This window comes from Paeniglutamicibacter terrestris (assembly GCF_012271785.1).
GTDB lineage: Bacteria > Actinomycetota > Actinomycetes > Actinomycetales > Micrococcaceae > Paeniglutamicibacter > Paeniglutamicibacter terrestris.
On the sequence record NZ_JAAWVT010000001.1, the window covers coordinates 500,950 to 520,449 of the forward strand.

Annotated in this window: 22 protein-coding genes; 9 read left to right on the plus strand and 13 right to left on the minus strand. The window is 60.0% G+C overall.

Annotated features, from left to right (window positions below; translation table 11 throughout):
* Positions 1–47 precede the first annotated feature (47 nt).
* From HED64_RS02285 to HED64_RS02305, 5 genes are read right to left on the minus strand one after another with little or no spacing between them, the layout of a single operon-like run.
* On the minus strand, positions 48–698 hold the full coding sequence (locus tag HED64_RS02285) for a hypothetical protein (protein ID WP_168150472.1): 651 nt from the start codon (positions 696–698) through the stop codon (positions 48–50).
* Complete coding sequence (locus HED64_RS02290; protein WP_168150473.1) at positions 695–1,261, minus strand: DUF6286 domain-containing protein; 567 nt, start codon at positions 1,259–1,261, stop codon at positions 695–697. The genes HED64_RS02285 and HED64_RS02290 overlap by 4 nt, the downstream gene beginning before the upstream one ends.
* Positions 1,258–1,629 carry an Asp23/Gls24 family envelope stress response protein gene (locus HED64_RS02295; RefSeq protein ID WP_168150474.1) on the minus strand — a complete coding sequence of 124 codons (372 nt, stop codon included), beginning with the start codon at positions 1,627–1,629 and terminating at the stop codon, positions 1,258–1,260. Before HED64_RS02295 ends, HED64_RS02290 begins: the two co-directional genes overlap by 4 nt.
* 2 nt (positions 1,630–1,631) lie before the next feature.
* A complete protein-coding gene (locus tag HED64_RS02300) occupies positions 1,632–1,814 on the minus strand; it encodes a DUF2273 domain-containing protein (protein WP_168150475.1) in 183 nt (60 codons plus the stop codon).
* A 4-nt stretch (positions 1,815–1,818) separates the two neighbouring features.
* Complete coding sequence (locus HED64_RS02305; RefSeq protein ID WP_168150476.1) at positions 1,819–2,307, minus strand: Asp23/Gls24 family envelope stress response protein; 489 nt, start codon at positions 2,305–2,307, stop codon at positions 1,819–1,821.
* Between the two features lie 214 nt (positions 2,308–2,521).
* On the opposite strand from HED64_RS02305, the gene HED64_RS02310 reads away from it, so the two are divergent.
* The 3 genes from HED64_RS02310 to HED64_RS02320 are packed head-to-tail and all read left to right on the plus strand — an operon-like array spanning position 2,522 to position 3,979.
* Positions 2,522–3,106 carry an RNA polymerase sigma factor gene (locus HED64_RS02310; RefSeq protein ID WP_168150477.1) on the plus strand — a complete coding sequence of 195 codons (585 nt, stop codon included), beginning with the start codon at positions 2,522–2,524 and terminating at the stop codon, positions 3,104–3,106.
* Positions 3,097–3,660, plus strand: a complete 564-nt coding sequence (locus HED64_RS02315; RefSeq protein WP_168150478.1) for a hypothetical protein — start codon at positions 3,097–3,099, stop codon at positions 3,658–3,660. Before HED64_RS02310 ends, HED64_RS02315 begins: the two co-directional genes overlap by 10 nt.
* Positions 3,650–3,979: a hypothetical protein gene (locus tag HED64_RS02320; RefSeq protein WP_168150479.1), complete on the plus strand. Its 330-nt coding sequence runs from the start codon at positions 3,650–3,652 to the stop codon at positions 3,977–3,979. Before HED64_RS02315 ends, HED64_RS02320 begins: the two co-directional genes overlap by 11 nt.
* Positions 3,980–4,042: 63 nt before the next feature.
* Here HED64_RS02320 and HED64_RS02325 read toward each other — a convergent pair whose 3' ends face one another.
* Complete coding sequence (locus HED64_RS02325; protein WP_342590630.1) at positions 4,043–5,395, minus strand: MFS transporter; 1,353 nt, start codon at positions 5,393–5,395, stop codon at positions 4,043–4,045.
* A gap of 82 nt (positions 5,396–5,477) precedes the next feature.
* Between HED64_RS02325 and HED64_RS02330 the strand changes: the two genes are divergently transcribed.
* A complete protein-coding gene (locus HED64_RS02330; protein WP_168150481.1) occupies positions 5,478–6,491 on the plus strand; it encodes an adenosine deaminase in 1,014 nt (337 codons plus the stop codon).
* A 75-nt stretch (positions 6,492–6,566) separates the two neighbouring features.
* Here the strand turns inward: HED64_RS02330 and HED64_RS02335 are convergent, their stop codons facing one another.
* The 3 genes from HED64_RS02335 to HED64_RS02345 form a co-directional block, all read right to left on the minus strand.
* The gene (locus HED64_RS02335; RefSeq protein ID WP_168150482.1) at positions 6,567–7,382 is read right to left on the minus strand and encodes a putative hydro-lyase; all 816 of its coding nucleotides are present in this window, start codon (positions 7,380–7,382) and stop codon (positions 6,567–6,569) included.
* A gap of 57 nt (positions 7,383–7,439) precedes the next feature.
* Positions 7,440–8,657 (minus strand): NRAMP family divalent metal transporter, encoded by a 1,218-nt coding sequence (locus HED64_RS02340; RefSeq protein WP_245325603.1) that lies wholly within the window; start codon positions 8,655–8,657, stop codon positions 7,440–7,442.
* A 327-nt stretch (positions 8,658–8,984) separates the two neighbouring features.
* Entirely contained in the window at positions 8,985–9,275 is a 291-nt protein-coding gene (locus HED64_RS02345; protein ID WP_168150483.1) for a DUF1540 domain-containing protein, read from the minus strand.
* Positions 9,276–9,518: 243 nt separating this feature from the next.
* On the opposite strand from HED64_RS02345, the gene HED64_RS02350 reads away from it, so the two are divergent.
* Positions 9,519–10,976 carry a GuaB1 family IMP dehydrogenase-related protein gene (locus tag HED64_RS02350; protein ID WP_168150484.1) on the plus strand — a complete coding sequence of 486 codons (1,458 nt, stop codon included), beginning with the start codon at positions 9,519–9,521 and terminating at the stop codon, positions 10,974–10,976.
* 13 nt (positions 10,977–10,989) lie between these two features.
* Here HED64_RS02350 and HED64_RS02355 read toward each other — a convergent pair whose 3' ends face one another.
* From HED64_RS02355 to HED64_RS02365, 3 genes are all read right to left on the minus strand, one after another.
* A complete protein-coding gene (locus HED64_RS02355; RefSeq protein WP_168150485.1) occupies positions 10,990–11,484 on the minus strand; it encodes an Lrp/AsnC family transcriptional regulator in 495 nt (164 codons plus the stop codon).
* A 99-nt stretch (positions 11,485–11,583) separates the two neighbouring features.
* On the minus strand, positions 11,584–12,036 hold the full coding sequence (locus tag HED64_RS02360) for a DedA family protein (protein WP_168150486.1): 453 nt from the start codon (positions 12,034–12,036) through the stop codon (positions 11,584–11,586).
* Positions 12,037–12,088: 52 nt separating this feature from the next.
* On the minus strand, positions 12,089–13,372 hold the full coding sequence (locus HED64_RS02365) for an MFS transporter (protein WP_168150487.1): 1,284 nt from the start codon (positions 13,370–13,372) through the stop codon (positions 12,089–12,091).
* Positions 13,373–13,577: 205 nt separating this feature from the next.
* Here HED64_RS02365 and HED64_RS02370 point away from each other — a divergent pair, with 205 nt between their 5' ends.
* On the plus strand, positions 13,578–14,411 hold the full coding sequence (locus HED64_RS02370; protein ID WP_168150488.1) for a hypothetical protein: 834 nt from the start codon (positions 13,578–13,580) through the stop codon (positions 14,409–14,411).
* Positions 14,412–14,435: 24 nt separating this feature from the next.
* On the opposite strand, the gene HED64_RS02375 is transcribed toward HED64_RS02370, so the two are convergent.
* Entirely contained in the window at positions 14,436–15,647 is a 1,212-nt protein-coding gene (locus HED64_RS02375; RefSeq protein WP_168150489.1) for an NAD(P)/FAD-dependent oxidoreductase, read from the minus strand.
* Positions 15,648–15,924: 277 nt separating this feature from the next.
* On the opposite strand from HED64_RS02375, the gene HED64_RS02380 reads away from it, so the two are divergent.
* The 3 genes from HED64_RS02380 (at position 15,925) to HED64_RS02390 (ending at position 19,425) form a co-directional block, all read left to right on the plus strand.
* Complete coding sequence (locus HED64_RS02380) at positions 15,925–16,785, plus strand: alpha/beta fold hydrolase (protein ID WP_168150490.1); 861 nt, start codon at positions 15,925–15,927, stop codon at positions 16,783–16,785.
* Between the two features lie 276 nt (positions 16,786–17,061).
* On the plus strand, positions 17,062–17,871 hold the full coding sequence (locus HED64_RS02385; protein WP_168150491.1) for an IclR family transcriptional regulator: 810 nt from the start codon (positions 17,062–17,064) through the stop codon (positions 17,869–17,871).
* A gap of 231 nt (positions 17,872–18,102) precedes the next feature.
* Positions 18,103–19,425, plus strand: coding sequence for an MFS transporter (locus tag HED64_RS02390; RefSeq protein WP_168150492.1), 1,323 nt, complete (start codon positions 18,103–18,105; stop codon positions 19,423–19,425).
* Positions 19,426–19,500 lie beyond the last annotated feature (75 nt).

Sequence of the window (19,500 nt, forward strand, 5' to 3'; positions counted from 1 at the left end):
GAGCCAACCCAGCACCCACACTCCAATGCCCATCAAAATCCTGTTTCTCATGCTTCGTCCCCCGATGATGCGGTTCTCGCCAAATCTGATCGTTCAGAGCGTTGGCGCTGTTTACGTGCTACGGAAAAATCTAGGGTGAGCGAACGCAAATCCTCACGTAGCGAAATGCGCACTGCCTCACGAAGGCGGTCACTGACGGCCGTTGCGAGCTCTGGCAATTGTGCCCAGGGCTCGGTGGTGAGATGTACGGCCAGGGCCGGGGATGATGCGCTGCCCTGCAAAGTCACCTGTGCGCTGTGCACGGCCGGATCTTCCTCAGCCATCTGCTTCAAGGCCCGCTCCAAAACGTTGGGCTCCATCAGAGTGACCCCCGCGACGACGTCGTTCGACAGTTTCAAGGTGCCAGCCCGAGATGAGCGCGGAAGCTGCCTGATCAACCAAGCAACCGCCAGCAGCAGCAGCAGAACGCCCAGCCCAATGACCGCGGCGGCAAACCACGGCTCGGCGGCGATACTTCCTGGAACATCCAGAATGCGTCGCGACGGCTGAGCAAGCCACGTGCCTTCGGCTCCGGTCGGAAGCTTCGCCTCTAGGAGGCTCGCCACTGCGGGCACCAGCACCCAACTCGCAGCTCCAAGAAGCACCAAAGCCCACAGGCTCAAGGCGACTCGGTTTCCCACGCCCGGTGATCGACTCATGACAGGCTCCTGACATTGACGTTAATGCGCGGTAATGGTGGCTGGAGACTCTCCTGCAGCACCGCTTCGGTCGTTGTTTTAACGATCCGTCGAAGTTCCGCCGTTTCACGCAGCGGAGTGGACACGTTTACCGCGACCGATCCACGCTGAGTTCGGACCTTCACATTGGTCACGCCATCGATCGAATCGGTGCGGTGCTCAATGAGTCGGGTAATACCTGCGGCATTGATCCGAACCGCACCCAGGTCATCGGACGGCACCACGAAGTTGCGTCGTGGCCCCGGCAGAAGCGCAAGGAGCAGCAAGGTTAGTCCGATGATCACCAGAGCGATAGCGCCGGCCAAGCCCCAAGCACTCCCCCACGTCAGGGAGCTGTCTCGAGACAGAGATTCAATGGCTTCTGGCCATTGTCCATCTCGATACCGGTTGATGCCCATGGCAATCAGTCCGACTGCTGCGGCCCCGAGTAGCAGGGCGACGATGCCAGAAGCGAGCCATCGCGTGGACCGGTGGCCGGCAGCCGACGATGAAGAGCGCGTCTGCGCTAGGGGTGCGGTATTCATAGGATCCTCCTTGCCGCGGGCGCGTTCTCCAGCCACTGAATATCGATGTCGACCGGAGCCGCGGTGACACCGGTGAATCGCTGTAGGTCGTTGATGATTCCGTAGCGAATCTCCGCAGTAATGTTGCGCAAATCCGCGGGGAATCGAATCCCCACCTTGAGCTTGACCGAGGCGATATTGCCGGCGAGGTTCACTTCAACCGGTGGCAACGCACCAAAATCGCGCTTTTCACCGATTCCCAGCAACCCGCCACTGCTGGCACCCACATGTGGGTGCCGAGCAGCCGCCTTCGCCGCGATCCGTTGGATCACCTTCACGTCGATGTTCAGTCGTCCGCGCTGGGCCGGATCAGTGCCGTCGCCAATCATATTCAGCGTCGCCCCTGAAGCCGGCCAACAATTTCATTGAGATCTAGTCGACCTTCAAGAAGTCGGCCGACCCAAAAAGCAATCGTTGCAACGACTGCCACGAGGATCATTGCCCAGAACCCGCCAAACACCCACACGGTTCCCAGCACCAATCCCACCACGACACTGAAACGGGTGGTGGTCATGGGATTAGGCCAATCGATCTGTGCGCTCGGTGGTTTCTTCGTCGTCCTCTGGCAAGTGGACGTCGCTGACGTTCACGTTTACCTCGAGGACCTCAAGTGAGGTGCCGTGCTCGACGGCAGTGATGACGCTGCGACGGATTTCCTCGGCGACTTCGGCGATCGCTGCGCCGTATTCGACAACAACGTTCACATCAATGGCGGTTTGGCGTTCGCCCTTTTCGATCGTGACTCCGCCACTGACATTGGTCTGTGATCCTGGAATACGTTCTGCCAGGGAGTTCAGTGCACGCCGTGCGGCATTGCCCATGGCGTATACGCCGGGGACTTCACGGGTAGCGATGCCAGCGAGCTTCTGCACCACGGTGTCGGCAATGGTGGTTGAACCAAACTCGGTGTGCAGTGGCCCGTTGGGGCGTTCCTGCACAGCTACAGACTCAGCGGCCTTGGCTTCCTCGGTGGTCTTGGGAAGGGCTCGGTTGTTGTTCTCAGACATTGTTCGTCCATCCGTTTCTTCGTGAGATTCGATGTCTTACACAGATACAGACGAGAGCCAAGGGGAATTCGTCACGCCCTTCTCGAAAAAACTTTGAAAGTTTCTTGGCGCGCCAACATCCGAAGGTTTGCTCTCTAAAGATTTGCACGTAGATTTGGTGCTACCGAAAAGTAACTAGCTCGCCTAATCATTATGGGAATTGAAGGAAGGTGCCATGCCGGGTTCTGAAAAACCAGACGAACAGCAAATCCGTTCACTGGTCGCGCGAGCACAATCCGGCGATGCGCGTGCCTTTGAGAAACTGTTGAAACTTCATCAGCACGGATTGCTGCGATTCTGCAGAAGCATGCTGGGATCCTCGAGCGAAGCCGAAGATGTATTGCAAGATGTCTATCTAGGCGCCTGGCGTCAGCTGTCGACATTAAAATCTTCCGAGGCTTTGGGCGTTTGGTTATATCGAATTGCCCGACACCGGTGCATCGATCACCTACGCAAACGGACACCCGTGCCGCATGACCTGCATACCGAGGAGAACAGCACCGGATCCGTTCCGCTTCACGGACAGCGCAGCACCGAAATTCCGGAAACATACGCAGAGAACCGGGTCGCTATGCTGGATTTACGACGCTATGTAGGCGAGCTCCCCCAAAATCAACGCGAATCCTGGGTTCTGAAGGAGATTCACCATTTGTCCTACGCCAGCATTTCTGAGATCGTCGGTGAACCCGTAGCCACGGTACGTGGGCGGATCGCTCGTGCACGTACTACCCTTGCTGAAAGAATGCAGCCATGGAGGTGAGAGCATTGCCAGAGAATCCCTACAGCTGTGAACGCACCGAAGACGAGCTGTGGTCCAAGCTTTCCGAACCAGCGGACGAGCACGAACAAGGTTGCCCCAACTGCCAAGCTCAACGAAAACGACTTGCCACTCTATCGTTGGCCGCTGGACAGTGGAGCGCCGAAACTGACTCGGAAGCAGATGAGGAACTACTCGGCGGACTTTTGGACCGAGTCATGGATCGAGTCCGCACCGAGGTCCGCCGCGGCGTCCGCTTCACCATCCGGATCACTCCGCACGGACCCCTCATGATCAGCGGCTATCTATTGCTCGAAACGCTTCGAGACGCGGTTGATCAATTGCCGTACATCTCGCTGGGGAGCCATAAGATTTTGCCCGGCGAGCTGCCGGACACCATCTCGTTATCCCTAAAAATTGCCATCGAGGCCGGTCAGGACGGCACTGCATTGGCACAACAGGCGCGCGAAGCACTGCTGACACATTTTGCGGAACGCATCGGCATTTCCCTTGGAGCCATCGACATCTCTGTGGAGGACGTCATTCATGAGCATTGATCCGAGCCCCATCGCCGTGATCCCGCAGCCGGTTCGAGCCCTGGTGGTGAGTGCCGCTCGGGGTGTGCCGGGTGTCTCCACCATTCATCCCCCGCCTTATTCGACGTGGATGACCCTTGTCGGATCGCAGCCCGCCCAATATGAATTTTTGCGAATCACGTTCCGCGGAGAATTCGTTAACACCGAGCTGGATATCGGCATCGAGGATCACTCCAACGCCGTTGAGGTCGCCACCGCCGTACAGTCACGCATCTTCGACGTGCTAGCCGAACACGTGCCATCCCCTGCCGCGTTGCGAATCACCGTGACAGTGCTCTAGTCCGTCGCGCAGGCACAGGCGAAATTGGGGCTAAGACTCGATTCCGTTGGTGCCGCGAGCGGATTACTCGCTATCGACCTCTACGAGGTGATGTGGCAGAAACTTGCGCGAGTTGAAGGTGATGGCGAACATGGATCCGAGGCAGAGGACCATCATGCCAGCGATGATCCAGGACGTGGTGATCCATTGGGCCAAGAGGGCGACAATCGTCGGGGTTAAGAAACCGACATAGGCCAGCGTGTAGAAGTAGCCGGTGAGTTGGCCGAGCTCGTGAGGGGCTGCCATCCGCTGAATTTCCAGCAGGCCTCCCACCATCAACAGGCCATTGGCGCATCCGAAGATCCCCGAGGCCACCAGTCCAAGTGCCGGGTTGTGCAGCAGGATTGCCGCCAGCAAGGTAGCTAACCCCACAAAGGCCGTGGTGGTTCCGGTCAGCAGCGACCTCGCACTGAGCACAGTGTCCAGCCGCCTGGCCAAGGGCTGGATCAGTACCCCGAGGCCCAGCGTAATCGCCACCGCGAGAGTGGCATACGCTAGGCGTCCATCCCCCAACCCCGGAATCACCGCAGGCACCACGGCGAATCCGGTGGTCCCCGCGGCGAAGACCCAGGGGGCAGCCGGTGCGACGACGGCCCCGAACCGTCGAGCAGAATGTGGATGATGCTCCAATGGCACGTGGTGGGCATCTCCGAGTTCGCTGGCGATCCGAGTCTCGGGCAGTTTGGCCACAATAAAGAGCAAGGGAACGCACAAGATGATGTGCAGGGCAAAGGGCAGAATCGCTGGAGCCGGAGCATAGTTAGCCAATAGTCCGCCCACGACCGGTCCCAGCCAGAAACCGGCGCTGGTCAGTAGCGAGGCACGCCGCGCACCCGATCCGGCAGCGGAGGTGGTGTCCCATGGGGCTTGGGACAGTTCCTTTACCCAACTGGTGGCCGCGGCCATCGCCAGCCCGGTAGCAATGCCCGCCATGAATCGTCCGGCGAATAGTGGGAAGGTGCCGAAGACCGAGCCCATCATGGCCACGTTGGCAGCCATGGAGAGGCCAATAGCGAAGAGCGTGATGTGCTTGCGCCCTGTTCGGTCCGAATACCGCCCGCCGAGTAGAAGCGCTGGCACCAGACCAACGACATAAATGCCCAGCATCGAGGTCACCATGAGCTCGGAGAAACCGTGTTCTTGCCGATAGAACACCAGCAGCGAAACAAACTGATTGGCGCCCCAGCCCACCAGCATCAAACTCAGCGCGGCGGGAAACCATGCTCTTTTACGTCCGGGATGCACTGTCACTATTCTGCCTTCACATCTTTGTGGGTCCGCGGAGTCCGAGGCCCTACTCATCCTCGATTCAAGCGCTTCTTGTTTCAGTGTTTCATGGTCAAAGTGCACGGCCGATGTCCATGACGTCCCGCACAAATAGGCTCTTACCGGGAGCGTGGCACCAAGCGATCGGGTCTAAGGGATTATCGTTATTCAAACACCTCAAGGAGTCAGTTACATGAAGTTGCCAGTTGCCGAATTGCACATCCACCTTGAAGGGACGCTGGAGCCCGATGTCATCGACCGTCTAGCGAAGCAGAATGCCGTCACTCTTCCGTGGACATCGCTGGAACATCTCCAGGAACAGTACAACTTCAGCAATCTGCAGACGTTCCTCGATCTGTACTACACCAACCTTGCCGTGCTGCGGACTCGAGGCGATTTTCATGATGTGACCATCGCCTACCTGCGCCGGGCCCACGCATCCGGCGTGCGGCATGTTGAATTGTTCTTTGATCCGCAGGCTCATCTGGAACGCGGAATCGAGCTGGCTGAGGTCATCGGTGGCATCCGCTCCGGGCTTCGTGAAGGCGAAGCGCTCTTCGGGATTACCCACCAACTCATCGCCTGTTTCTGGCGGCATGCTCCGGCCGAATCTGCCATGGAGATCCTGCGCCTGATGGTGGAGCAGCAGCACGAGATTGATGGAATCGGGCTGGATTCCTCCGAACTTGGTTACCCACCGGTCCTCTTCCAGGAGGTCTTCGCCTTTGCCCGTGAGCACAACCTGCACGTGGTGGCGCACGCTGGCGAGGAAGGTCCTCCCGAATACATCATCCAAGCACTGGATCTGCTCAAGGTTGAGCGCATTGACCATGGCATTCGTTGCCTCGAGGATGACGCCCTGGTTCAGCGTTTGGTGACCGAGCAGATGCCACTGACCGTTTGCCCGCTTTCAAATGTCCGGCTGCGCACCGTTGATACCATGGCGGACCACCCGCTGAAAAAAATGCTTGAGCGTGGCTTGATGGTCTCGATTCATTCCGATGACCCGGCGTACTTTGGCGGTTATCTTGATGCCAACTTCGAGGCCGTGCATCAGGCACTTGGCCTGAACGGTTCGGAACGGGCCACCCTGGCACGGAACTCGATCACGTCTTCGTTCCTGGACGCGGAGGCAAAGGCAGACCTCGTGGATCAGGTAGAACAGTGGCTGTTGGAGGCAAACGACAGCGCGGAAGCCGAGCTTTAAAGGCATCAAGTAAGGACCCGTTTTGGGGGGAACGGGTCCTTCCTTGATGCCTTGTGGGTACTTACCCGCGGCCCCCTAGGGAACCAGGTAGTTGCTGTCCTTGGCATCGGTGATGAGCATGTGCCCCGGAGCATGGCCAATGGCCAGCACCGGTTTAGATTCCATGACCGCTGCCTGCGGGGTGACTCCACAGGCCCAGAAGACCGGGATATACCCGGACGGGATCTGGACCGGGTCTCCGAAGTCGGGCTTCGAGAGATCTGTGATGCCCAGTTCCTCGGGGTTGCCGATGTGCACCGGTGCCCCGTGGACGGCTGGGTAGCGTGAGGTGATGCGCACGGCGTCGGCCACCTGGGAGGCCGGGATCGGGCGCATCGAAACGACCATGGGCCCGCTCATCGATCCGGCCGAGACCGAGCGGATGTTTGACTTATACATGGGCACGTTCACGCCCTGATCGATGTGGGCGACCGAGATTCCGCCCTCCATGAGCGCCGTCTCGAAGGTAAACGAACAGCCGACAATGAACGTCACCAGGTCATCGCGCCAGTACGCGGACAGGTCCGTGGGTTCGGCGACCTTCACACCGTTCTCATAAACAATGTACGCAGGCACATCGGTGCGGATATCCCCGCCGTGCAGCAACTCACCGCTGACCTCGCCGGCGTCCAGCACTCCCAGAATCGGGCACGACTTGGGGTTGCGCTGGGCGAAGAGCAATACATCGAAGGCCTGAGCCTTGGGCACGATGATCAGGTTCGCCTGAGCGTAACCGAGGGAGAATCCTGCTGTCGGTACCACCAGTCCGTCACGGAAGAGCTGACGGGCTGACGCTGGTGACAGCGCAGCACGATCCGGCGGCAGCTGGTGGGTCTCGGGGCTCGTGGTCATAACGGTGCCTTTCCTTTGGCTAACGGGCGGTGTCGTGGTGCGAGGGGAATCCGAGGATTAGACCCAAAGCTTGGACAGGCCAGCGAGTGAGTTCCAGCCCAGGAAGAGCGTCAGCAACCAGGTGAGCACTCCGATGATCAGCAGCCACTTGGGGTAGACATATCCCTGAAGCAGGTCACGACGGCGCCATGCTGCCCAGAGCAGGATCGCGAAACCGAAGGGCAGGATCAATCCATTGAAGGCGCCGGCGAAGATCAGCAGCGTCTGCGGGGCTTGACCCAAGAAGAGGTAGATGACCGCACAGACAGCGATAAAGGCCACGGTGATCAGGTTGCGGGTGCGCTCGGGAGTGGTGGACTTGGTGATGAAGGAAACCGAGGTGTAGGCGGCGCCGATCACCGAGGTCAGGGCCGCGGCCCAGAGGATCACGCCGAAGGAGCGAATGCCGATCTCGCCGGCTGCGTGGCCGAAGGCCTCGGCAGCCTTGTTGTCACTGGTGAGCACAACGCCGCCGGCAACCACGCCGAGGATGGCCAGGAAGAGCAGCACGCGCATCACGCCGGTGACGATGATGCTCAAGATCGAGGTCTTGGTGATGTCCTTGACGTTCTCTACGCCGGCAGCGCCGGAATCGAGCATGCGGTGGGCGCCGGCATAGGTGATGTAGCCGCCAACGGTGCCGCCGATCAGGGTGGTGATGATCAGGAAGTCGATGTTCTCCGGCATGACCGAGTTTTTCAGGGCCTCGCCCACCGGGGGTGCGGCAACGATGGCCACGTAAAGCATCAGCAAGATCATGATGGCACCGAGCATGACCACGATCTTGTCCAGCGCCATGCCTGCGCGCTTGGACAGGAAGACGAGGATGGCGACCGCGGCGGAGATGATGCCGCCAACCTTGGGGTCAATACCCATCATGGCGTTGGCCCCCAGGCCGGTCCCGGCGATGTTGCCGATGTTGAACACCATGCCACCGATGAAGACCAGTGCCGATAGGCCCCATCCGATACCGGGAAGAATTTTGTTGCCTAGCTCCTGGGCGCGCAGGCCCGAGACCCCGATGACTCGCCACACGTTCAGCTGGACAGCGATGTCCACCAGGATCGAGACGACGATCGCGAAGGCGAACGAGGCGCCGATTCTGACCGTGAATTCGGTGGTCTGGGTGATGAAGCCCGGACCGATGGCGCTGGTGGCCATAAGGAACATGGCACCGAGCATTGCGGTGCGTCTGGCTGAAGGGCTGAGCTTCGGTTTTACGCTTGGAATAGCCATGAGAATCCATCCATCAAGGGGTGCGGGTGACTGCTGTCACAGGGAGGAGCGATGTACGGTACATTACAGGTTGTTGAACAATCTTGACAAGATGTTGTTCAACAATTTTGAAAGAGACCATCAGGAAAATCCCTCCGCGGACGCTACGAAATCCTGGTCACCGCAAGTCAGCACCTCAACCGCGGTCTGAGAATTCGGACGAATGCAACAAAAATTTCTCGTCGAACTAGATGCTGGCCGCCGCGGTCCTGACATCCCAAACACGCAAAAAAGGGGGCAACCGCTGATCGGCGGCTGCCCCCTTTTTTCACAGTGAATCGACCGTGGCTACTGGTGCTCGTAGGTGAGGCAATCCGCGCTGTCCGCGCCGGGCCCCACCCGCACCGAGTCAGCTGCACACATCAAGCCCTCGTTGTGGGAGCATTCGGCGCGCTGGCAGGCTCCTACGGATGCAAGAATTTTGGGCAACCCACCATGCACACCAGTGTCGATGAACGTGGCGCACTGGGCATGGTCCGAGGCCCCGCCAATGGTGATGCCGGCGGCACCACAGTGGGTGTGGTCGTTAAACGAACAATTGGAAACTGCGCATTCGGTAACTGGCACGGTGACGGTCATGGTGCTGCTCCTCGAACTGGCGGTTACACGGATTTCGAACCGCTCCTGCCCATACGGTAACCCCAAAACCGCACAACAAATTAGTGCCGGTTTTTGCACCTAATTCACAGTATCCCTTCACCTCGCACGACAACTGATAAAACTCGGCACAGCGCACAGCACCTGCTCAGTTGATTGTCCGCTCCACTGCGGAACGTGATGCGCCTCACGCGCGTTCGTCACACTCGGCGGTAGCCTGAGCAAGTGAAGTTCCTTAATGGCCTAGAGCCGACACATGACCTGACCTACAACGACATTTTTATGGTTCCCTCGCGTTCCGCCGTGGTCTCCCGCTCCGGGGTCGATCTGCTGACGCCAGACTCCGTGGGCACGACCATCCCGCTAGTGGTCTCCAATATGACGGCGGTGGCTGGCAAGCGCATGGCCGAAACCGTGGCACGGCGTGGAGGGATCACGATCCTTCCACAAGATATCTCCCTATCGGCCATCCAAGACATGGTCGCTCGCGTTAAGGGCGCTCACACGGTGTTCGAAACGCCCATCATCGTGGACGTTAATGATTCCGTCTCCACCGCTCTGGCACTCTTGGGCAAACGATCACACGGTGCCGCCGTCGTTCTGGACGGACACCGGCCGGTAGGTATCATCGCTGAAAAGGACTGCCTCGAGGTGGACCGTTTCACCCCGATCCACCAGGTGATGACCTCCGAAATCATCACGGTAGACAAGTCGGCGGATCTGGATTCGGTGTTCGAAACTCTCTCAACCCGCCACCTGCCTATGGTCCCGGTACTGGACGGCGAACATTTGGCAGGAGTGCTCACGCGCAAGGGTGTTCTGCGCTCGGGTCTATACTCCCCCGCCGTTGATCCGCAAGGCCGACTGATGGTTGGAGCTGCCGTAGGAATCAACGGAGATGTGAAGACCAAGACCCGGGAGCTCCTTGACGCCGGCGTGGATGTCATCGTGCTTGATACCGCCCACGGTCACCAAGAAAAAATGATTGAGGCCCTGCCGCTGGCAGCCGCAGCCCGCGATGAATTTGCCGCCCAGACCGGGCGCCGCATCCAGATTGCCGCCGGGAATGTTGTCTCGGCCGCAGGCACCCGGGATTTAATCGCCGCCGGTGCAGACATCATCAAGGTCGGCGTTGGCCCCGGCGCCATGTGCACCACGCGAATGATGACGGGAGTGGGACGCCCACAGTTCTCGGCCGTGCTCGAATGCTCACAAGCCGCCCGCGAATTAGGTGCCGAGGTCTGGGCCGACGGAGGAGTTAAGTACCCTCGTGACGTGGCTCTGGCCTTGGCCGCCGGGGCTGCCTCGGTCATGATCGGCTCATGGTTTGCCGGTACCTATGAATCCGCTGGTGACCTCGCTTCGGACGGCGAGGGCCGACTCTTCAAGGAGAGCTTCGGCATGGCCTCGGCGCGTGCGGTCAACCAGCGCACCCGCCATCAGAGCGCCTTTGAGCGTGCCCGGGCTGCACTCTTCGAGGAGGGCATCTCGCATTCACGCATGTATCTGCACCCGCAGCGCCCTGGTGTTGAGGACCTCGTGGATTCGATTATTTCGGGCGTCAGATCCGCCTTCAGCTATGCCGGGGCCGATTCCATTACTGAATTCCGCGAACGAGCCATCGTCGGTGTGCAGTCAGCCGCAGGCTACGAGGAAGGGCGGCCGCGCGAGACGTCTTGGTAGAAGGGGCACCGCGTTACAGCCAGGGCACCGCGCCCTGGCTGTGCTCGAACACTAAGGACGTCTGGGTGGTGGCCACCGCAGGGTTCGCCGAGAGGTTATCAAGCACAAATTGGCGCACGTCCTTGGAGTCGCGCACGGCAACGTGAATCAGGAAGTCATCCGCTCCACCGAGGAAGAACAACTGGGTGACGCCCTGTTTGGCGCGCATCTCCTCGGCGAAACTCGACATGAGGTGACGAGCCCCGGGCCGGATCTTCACGAAGATCAGCGCCTCCAGTGCATGGCCCAGAACCTCGGGATCGATTTCCAGCGTGAAGCGGCGGATCACCCCGGCGGAGCGCAAGGCATTCAGTCGGGCCAAACATGTTGAGGGGGCAATGCCCAACTCCTCGGCCAGGGAGTTATTGGTGCGGCGGGAATTCTCCGTGAGCATGCGCAGCAGGCCGCGGTCGATGTCATCAAGCTCCACCGAGCTTCCTTGCTGGTAATTCCGTGCAGCGACGGCCACGATCCTGCCCTACTTTCGCAATCATTCATGAGTTTTCCGAATGCTATCGATGAATATTCACCAATACCCACAACGCGCCGCAGAATGCGCGCAGGTGACTCAGCGTTCTTTTCTGCGGTGTCGAATCCAGATGACCGTAACGATGCCCAGTACCAGCGCACCTGCCACGATCCATTGCCAACCCAGCGCAAGCCAGGCGTACACCACGGCCATTCCGACGGTGGAATAAATGGTGGCCCAGATCAGGCATCCCACGATGACCGCGGGCAGGTAGCGTGACAAGGGCATGCGCGAGACACCGGCACTGGCGTTGACTGCTGTCTGGATGCCAACCGTCATGAAGGACAGTGGTACGGCATAAACGCCCCAGCGCTGCATGAATCGTTCCGCGCGTTGGTAAATCGGTCCGGTCAGCACATGTTGGAACTTGGTGTGCTTCACTCCTGCCGCGATGCCTCGGCCAGCCCAATAGGTGACGTTGGCCCGGGCCATCGACAGCAAGAAGAGGAACAGGAACGCCCAGCCAAACGGAGCTTCGCGTAACCATGCCATGTCATCAGCCTAACGTCGGGTGCCGATCCGTCAGGATCCGCATTTCGCCCAATTACGGGACGGAACGGATATTGCGTACCAACAGCGCACCGAAGATGCCGATGATGGCGGCCACGATAAACAGGGCAGTGTAGCCGCCCAGGATCCGCACGGAGATGAATGCGAGCGTGGGGGCAATGACCTGCGGTAGCGAATTGGCAACATTGATCACGCCCATGTCTTTCCCGCGGGAGCGAGCAGAGGGCAGAACCTGCGTTAAGAGCGCGAAGTCCACGGCCAAGTAAGCGCCAAACCCAAGGCCCAACACGGCCGCTCCGATCAGAGCTCCGGTGAAGTTTTGGGTGACGGCGATGATCAATGCCGAACAAGCGATCACGATCGAGGAGATGATGACAAAGATCTTCCGTTTCCCGGACCTATCACTGATGGGTCCCAGGATGACGGCACTAATGATGACCATGACGGCATAAACACCGGTCAGAATGAGTACCCCACCGGCCGGATCCGGATAGCGCACCACATCGGTAAGGAAGAAGAGCAGGTAGACAATGGTCATCTGATTGCCGGTGTTCATCATGAACCGCGTCAGCCAGGCCCACCCGAAGTCGCGGTGCGTGAGCGGGTTGATCCAGAAGCCCTTGAGGAAATCTACGACGTTGAAGGAAGGACGAAACTCTCGCGGCAGCACGGGATCGTTGGGCCGCAGGACGTAGGGAATGACCGAAACAATCAGGGCAGCGGCACAAATCATGTATCCAACAGCAATGTTTCCGGAAATCACGAAACCGACAACGGCACCCAGGAGCACACCAACGGTTTGACCCATGGCGGCTAGACCACCAATGCCGCCACGCCGACCTTCAGGAACTCGGTCAGGGATGGTTGCCGTCACGGCTGAATAGGCGGCATTGGCTGCGGCCTGCAGGGCACACCAGCCCAAGAGCATCAGAGCGACGGTGGTGGCTCCGGAGAGCAGCAGCAAGGATGCGGCACCGAGGATCGCACCGGCAAGAATCCATGGGGAGCGACGGCCCATCTTCGAGACGGTGCGATCTGACAAGGCCCCAAAAAGTGGGTTGGCTACCAAGGCCACCGACGCGCCACAGGCCGTGACCAGGGAGAGAATGGCTTCCTTGGATCCAGCATCAATCGCGGTAGCCTGCAAGCCCAACAGGACGTTGATGGGTGCAAAGAAGATGACATTGATACCGATATTGATGGCCACAATCGAGGCGACCCACCCACGGGTCACATCCTTTGTGGGAACAGATAAAGCTTCGGGAAGCGAGCCTTCACCACCGCTGAGCGCCGTGGAGTCGTTGGAGTTGCGCGGCATCTAGACCACGACCGAAACCAAGCCGGCCCCAACCGATAGGGCTAGGGCACAGATGAGCACCCAGGCGATCATTTTTCCGTTTTTGCGAATCGATTTCATAGTGCATTTATCGTAGGCGAAATTTACCTGCGCTGTGCAGTGCATGTCTCGCGACAATTCTGCATTTGGTGCGGCTTTCCTCGTGAGTGCGGATTAGGCTACTGACATGAGCAAAATGGAATCTAGTCCGTCGCTGTGGGCACCACGGCACAGTGGCTGGCGTCTTGCTCACCATTTGTTCGCCTCGTTTATTCTTTTAGCCTTCTTGGCCGGCAGCGGGACCTATGCCCTGCTGAGTCAAAAGTCGGTGTTGGCCACCGGATTGTTGGCAAGCGCGCTGGCCCTTTTGCTGGGTGTGGCCGCTGCTTTCCGGCGTTCACCCGCGGATCGCGCCGTGGTAAACATGGCCGTTCTCACCAGTAGCGGACCGCGGGCCGCCACCTGGTTCCCGATGTTCCGCACTTCTGCCAAGGGCGCGGCAGCAATCATGGGACTGTCGGTGGTGATTCTGGTGGCGACGGTGTCACTGAGCGCCCGACTACTGCTCATCCACAACTACGAACCCCGAGGCCTGATCCTTGCTCTGACGGCGCTGCTGCTGGCGATCGGTGTGTACGTATTGAACCGCGGGATCCGCATGGCCCGGCTGGCCGTCACCGCCCAGGAGCCGGGGGTCTACCTCACTCGCAGCCGCATTGTCATCCATAGTTCACGCGGCACCCGAGAAATCTATTGGAACGACGTCGCGGACATCGAGGCGGCAGATCCACCCCGCCGCAAGCCCCTGGGCAAACGTGGACCGGCATGGATCCTGGTGCTGCCCCACGCCCAGAACGGCCGAAGCCCAAAACCCTTGGCCATCACCATTCACGAGCTTGCCGCTAACCCGGATCAGTTGCACCGAGCCATCAACCACTATTGGGCCAATACTGAGCAGCGCGCCGAGTTGGGCACCGATGAGGCCGTGGATCGACTGCAGGGATTCCTGCCCGAAGAGTAGCCATCCCCGGTGCCCGGTAGGAATTTAGCGCGCTAGTTTTTTCAGTGGAATGCCGGGATCGGCAAGTTGCTCGGGGTCAACCACGATGCCCTTGTCGATGATGCGCCGTGCCGCCCTGATCGTCAGTCCCCCGTCGATGGCCGCTGCGCCTTGCATTGCTCCAGAGTCATCCACGCGGAAAGCTGCCATCGGCTGACCCTCAATGGATCGCAGGATGGTTTTTCCGGGAGCATTCATATCTCCGGTCCCCTCCACATGGGTCCCGTGGCGGTCCGACCAGAACCAGGAGGCACCGTGCACCGGCAGTTCCTGGCCCAGCAGTGCCGCGGCAGCCGTTGCACCGGTATTCATAGCATGCTCCCAATGTTCGGCCCGGCGCAGCAGCGTTCCATCAGAAGTTTTCACCCGGGCGACATCACCCACCGCGTAAATAAAGGGGTGGGAAGTTTTTTGGCTTTCATCGACCAATACGCCGTTTTCGTTGGCGAGTCCCGCGGCCTGGGCCAACTCCGCATTGGGGATGATGCCGATGCCCACCAATACCTCGTCGCATTCCACGCTGCTGCCATCCTGAAGCTCGACCAGGTGGCCATCAACAGTACGAGAAATACGATTTGGGGCGCCGTTAATCAGCGTGATTCCGGCTTGGGTGTGCATCTCGTGCAGGCGCTTGGCCAGTTCTTCGCCAACGGCCGGGACCAACGGCGGGTCCACCGGATCAATCAGGGTGACCTGCGCACCAAAGTGCAGCGCGGAGGACGCAACCTCCGCTCCGATGAGTCCAGCGCCAATGATGGCCAGCCGCACCCCAGGGCGCAGCTTGGCTCGCAACGCATCTGCATCATCCCGGTTGCGCAGCACCAGAACTGTATCCAGGTCCCCGCCGTCCACAGGCAGCGGACGCGCGGTGCCACCGGTGGCCAACACCAGACGGTCAGCCAGCAGCTGCGAACCATCGGAGAGCTCCACACCCAGCGGCTCGATCAACAACTCACGCACCGTGGAGCTCACCAATGTGACCTCGTGTTCGGCGAACCACGCCGCCGGGGCCAACTCGATGCCCAACGCATCCTTGTCCCCCAGCAGATAGCCCTTGCTCAGCGGAGGCCTGTCGTAGGGAATCCCCTCCGGGTCAATGATGCTCAGTTGACCCGTGTAACCGCGGGTACGTAGGTTCTGAGCCACGGTGAATCCGGCCAGGCCGCCTCCAATGATCAGGATGGAATCAATACTCATGGGAACGGCCAATCCTTCGGGGAGGGTTTATTGCTCTCTATCATCGCGTGTTGCAGCCGATGTACCCAAGTCGCGGACTACACCTTGATCACGACACAAAATTTGCACTAATGCACCTTTGTGCCAGTCTCACGGCAAAATCTGCCCATCCCCCGAGGTAACAGGTCCTCGTTGTGTGCCGAAGGATGGCACAACCCATCCATCTCCAAGCCCTCCGCGTCTAGGGTTGAAGCAAGCCAGCATCCTTGTGCATGAGTCCCAACTTAGGAGTTTCACGATGACAGTCACTCAGATTCCCGATTACACCACCGACGCCTTCTTCGGCCTCGAAGACAAGTGGCTTCAAACCGCCGAAGGCGAAATCACCCACTACCACGAGCTCGGCGAGGGCACCCCGATGCTCTTCCTGCACGGCTCGGGAACCGGAGTGACGGCCGCAGCCAACTGGTGGCTAAACCTCCCCGAACTAGCCGAGACCGGCCGCTGCATCGCCATCGACTCCGTCGGCTACGGCCAGACCGTCGTGCCCGAGGGCATCGAATACGGGATCAAGGAATGGGTCCGCCACGCGGTCCGCGTCCTCGACGCCCTGGGCATCGAGAAGACCTGGATCGTCGGCAACTCGATCGGCGGCTGGGTCGCCATGCAGTTCGCCATCGACTTTCCCGAGCGTCTGCTCGGCATCGTCTCCATGGGCACCGGCGGAGCCAAGAAGACCGCAGCACTCTCCGGACACGCCAAGCCCGAACTCTCCGAGGCCGGCATCCGCCGCACCCTGGAGCAGTTCGTTGTCGACAAGTCCCTAGTCACCGACGAACTCGTCTCCCTGCGTTACGCTTCGGCGTTGAACGACACCGCCAGCGATCGTCTCGTCGAAGTTGTCACGGCACGAGACCGCGACCGCGACGCTCTGCCGCTGGACTTCGATGTCCTGAGCAAGCTTCAGATCCCGGTACTGCTGATCCACGGCATGCAGGACGTTGTCATCCCGGTGACTCGCACCCACGAACTCCAGGCCGTCATCCCGACTGCCGATTCCCACATCTTCAACCAGTGCGGCCACTGGTCCCAGGTTGAGCGCGCCACCGAGTTCAACCAGGTCATCAAGGCCTACCTCGCACTCCACATGGCCAAGTAACTGCGCCACAGCACCACCCAAGCCCCGCCGGTCCTGCTCAAGGACCGGCGGGGCTTGTGCGTTCAACCAGGAGTAAATTGCCATTGGCAGGGCGGTGCCACCATACTCCGTCGACAGTGCAGAAGAGGAGGACTGCACTGCCCACAGCCCTTGCTTGGCCGCCACCCGATTCCCTCAAGATGGCAGCGTTTGACCGACAGTTCTTTCCACGTGACACTGGAATAATCCCGGGAACTCGCAATGCCGCCCCGGCTGCACCCCAGAGGTAGGTAGACCATGTCCCCGAGCACCACCCCGCAACACGACGCACGTACCGCCGTGGATAAAGCAATGTCGCTGCTCAGCGCTTTCGGGGCGGACTCGGTTGGCGGCGTCGGCGTTAGCGAGCTGGCCAGACGCTCTGATTTGTCCAAGTCAACCGCATTTCGGCTCTTGGGTATGCTGCAGCGCAATGGCGCCGTGGAACGGGCGGGCAACGCCTACCGGCTGGGCAAGATGATCCTTGAGCTTGGCGACACCCAGGAATCGACCGCCCATGGAAGGATGCGTGATGTGCTCACCCCTTATCTGGCCGACCTGTATGAACTGACCAAGCAAACCGTCCATCTTGCCGTTTTACAGGGCACCGACGTCATCTACCTCAACAAGCTCTACGGACACCTGCAGGTGCGCAGCCCTTCGCGCATCGGAGGGAAAGCGCCGGCCTATTGCACCGCGGTGGGCAAGGTGCTGTTGGCCTTCGACCCCACAAGCGCCGAGGAAGTGTTACGCGGAGAACTGCCCGCCTGGACTCCGCACACCATCACCGACCCCGAGGTACTGCGACGGGAATTGTCCGTCATTCGCAAGGAGCATGTGGGCTACGACCGGGAGGAAATCCTCACGGGCTTGAACTGCATTGCCGCTCCGGTCATGGGGCCGGCCGGCAAACCCGTGGCCGCGTTGTCGATTTCCGGGCCCACCGGGAAATTCATCCCGGACTCGCAATCCGAGGTCCTACGCAAGGTCTGTTACGCCGCCTCGCGTGCCGTTGCGGCGGTCAGTGCACGGCAGCGCCAGCAGCTGCGCAACGCGCAAACAGCATAGTCACTCCCCTCTTCTCGGCACGGAGAACTCGGAACCGAGCAGCAAACGGTGCTCCCGACGCTCAGGAGGAGTGCGGCCCGCCGAATCGGCCACTCCGGCCTGAGGGATCGGCGACTTGAATATGTGTTGCGCATAACGTTCCGCCTGACGGAACAAAGTTTTGGTGTGCCCAATCACATCGGTCATGGTTGTGTCATCCCTGCAGTAATTCATCTTTTTTCGGAGACACAGTTGACCCAGTCCACGCATCCCGTTCACGCGCCGGCAGGCACCAGCAGCTCAGGCAAGGAATCCCGTCGCGCCTTGGTCTCCAGTTTTCTGGGGTCCACGGTTGAGTACTACGATTTTTTGCTTTACGGTTCGGCCGCCGGGCTGGTCTTCCCGTATCTTTTCTTCCCCGAAACCATGGACCCCGCGGTGGGCACCGCATTGTCCTTCGTGATTCTGTTGGCGGGCTACGTGGCCCGGCCGGTGGGCGGTGTGCTCTTTGGTCATTTTGGTGATCGTTTCGGTCGCAAAAACATCCTGTTCATCACGCTGATGATGATGGGATTGGTCTCTGTGACCATTGGTCTGATGCCCACCTTCGACACCATCGGGATGGCCGCGCCCATTCTCCTGGTCCTGTTGCGCGTCATCCAGGGACTGGCCGTGGGTGGAGAATGGGCCGGCGCCACATTGATGGCTGCCGAACACGTCGGGGAGAAGAACCGCGGGATAGCGGCATCCGTTGCCGTCTCCGGTGGACCGGCCGGCGCGGTGCTGGCCACGCTGATTCTCGGCCTCTTTGCCGGGTTGCCGCGCGATGAGTTCCTGATTTGGGGCTGGCGCGTGCCCTTCCTGCTCTCCGCCGTGCTGGTGATTATCGGGCTGTACATGCGCTACCGAGTGACCGAGTCTCCCGAATTCCTCAAGGCCCAAGCCGAGAACTCGGCGCCCACCGGAGCCCCGATCCTGCGTGTGCTGCGCGAATACCCGAAAGAAACCGTCCTGGGTATCCTGGGCATCGCGGGCCCGCTCTTCATGCAGGCCCTGATGGGAATCTTCATGGTTCCGCATGTGGTCTCCACCGGTGCCATGACTCAGCAGCAGGCTCTGATGATGCTGACGGCCTCGAACTTCCTGCACATCTTCACCATTCCATTCTTCGCCTGGCTCTCGGACCGCTTCGGCCGCCGCCCGGTGATGCTGGCCGGGGCAGTAATCTCGGTGACACTGGTATTCCCGATGTTTTCCCTGTTCAATTCGGGCAGCTTCTGGCTGATCGCGCTGGGCTTCATGGTCGGCAACCCGATCATCCAGGCTTCCATGTACGGTCCGGTCGGCGCATTCCTAGCCGAGAAATTCGACACCAACGCCCGCTATACCGGAGTCTCGCTGACCTACCAGGTCGGTTCGGTCCTGGGTGCGGGTACCGCACCACTGATGGCCCAGTGGCTGATCGCGCTGGACAACGGCGGTGGCACCAACAACATCGCGTGCTACTTCATTTTCCTGATCGCGATTGCCGCGGTCTGCGTGTTCCTTTCCAAGGAAACTCGAAAGCGCGTGTAGTCGCTGCGCCTTCGTTTGCCGTCGGTACCCGGTTCTCGCAACCGGGTACCGACCTGGTTAAGTCAGCGGACACAT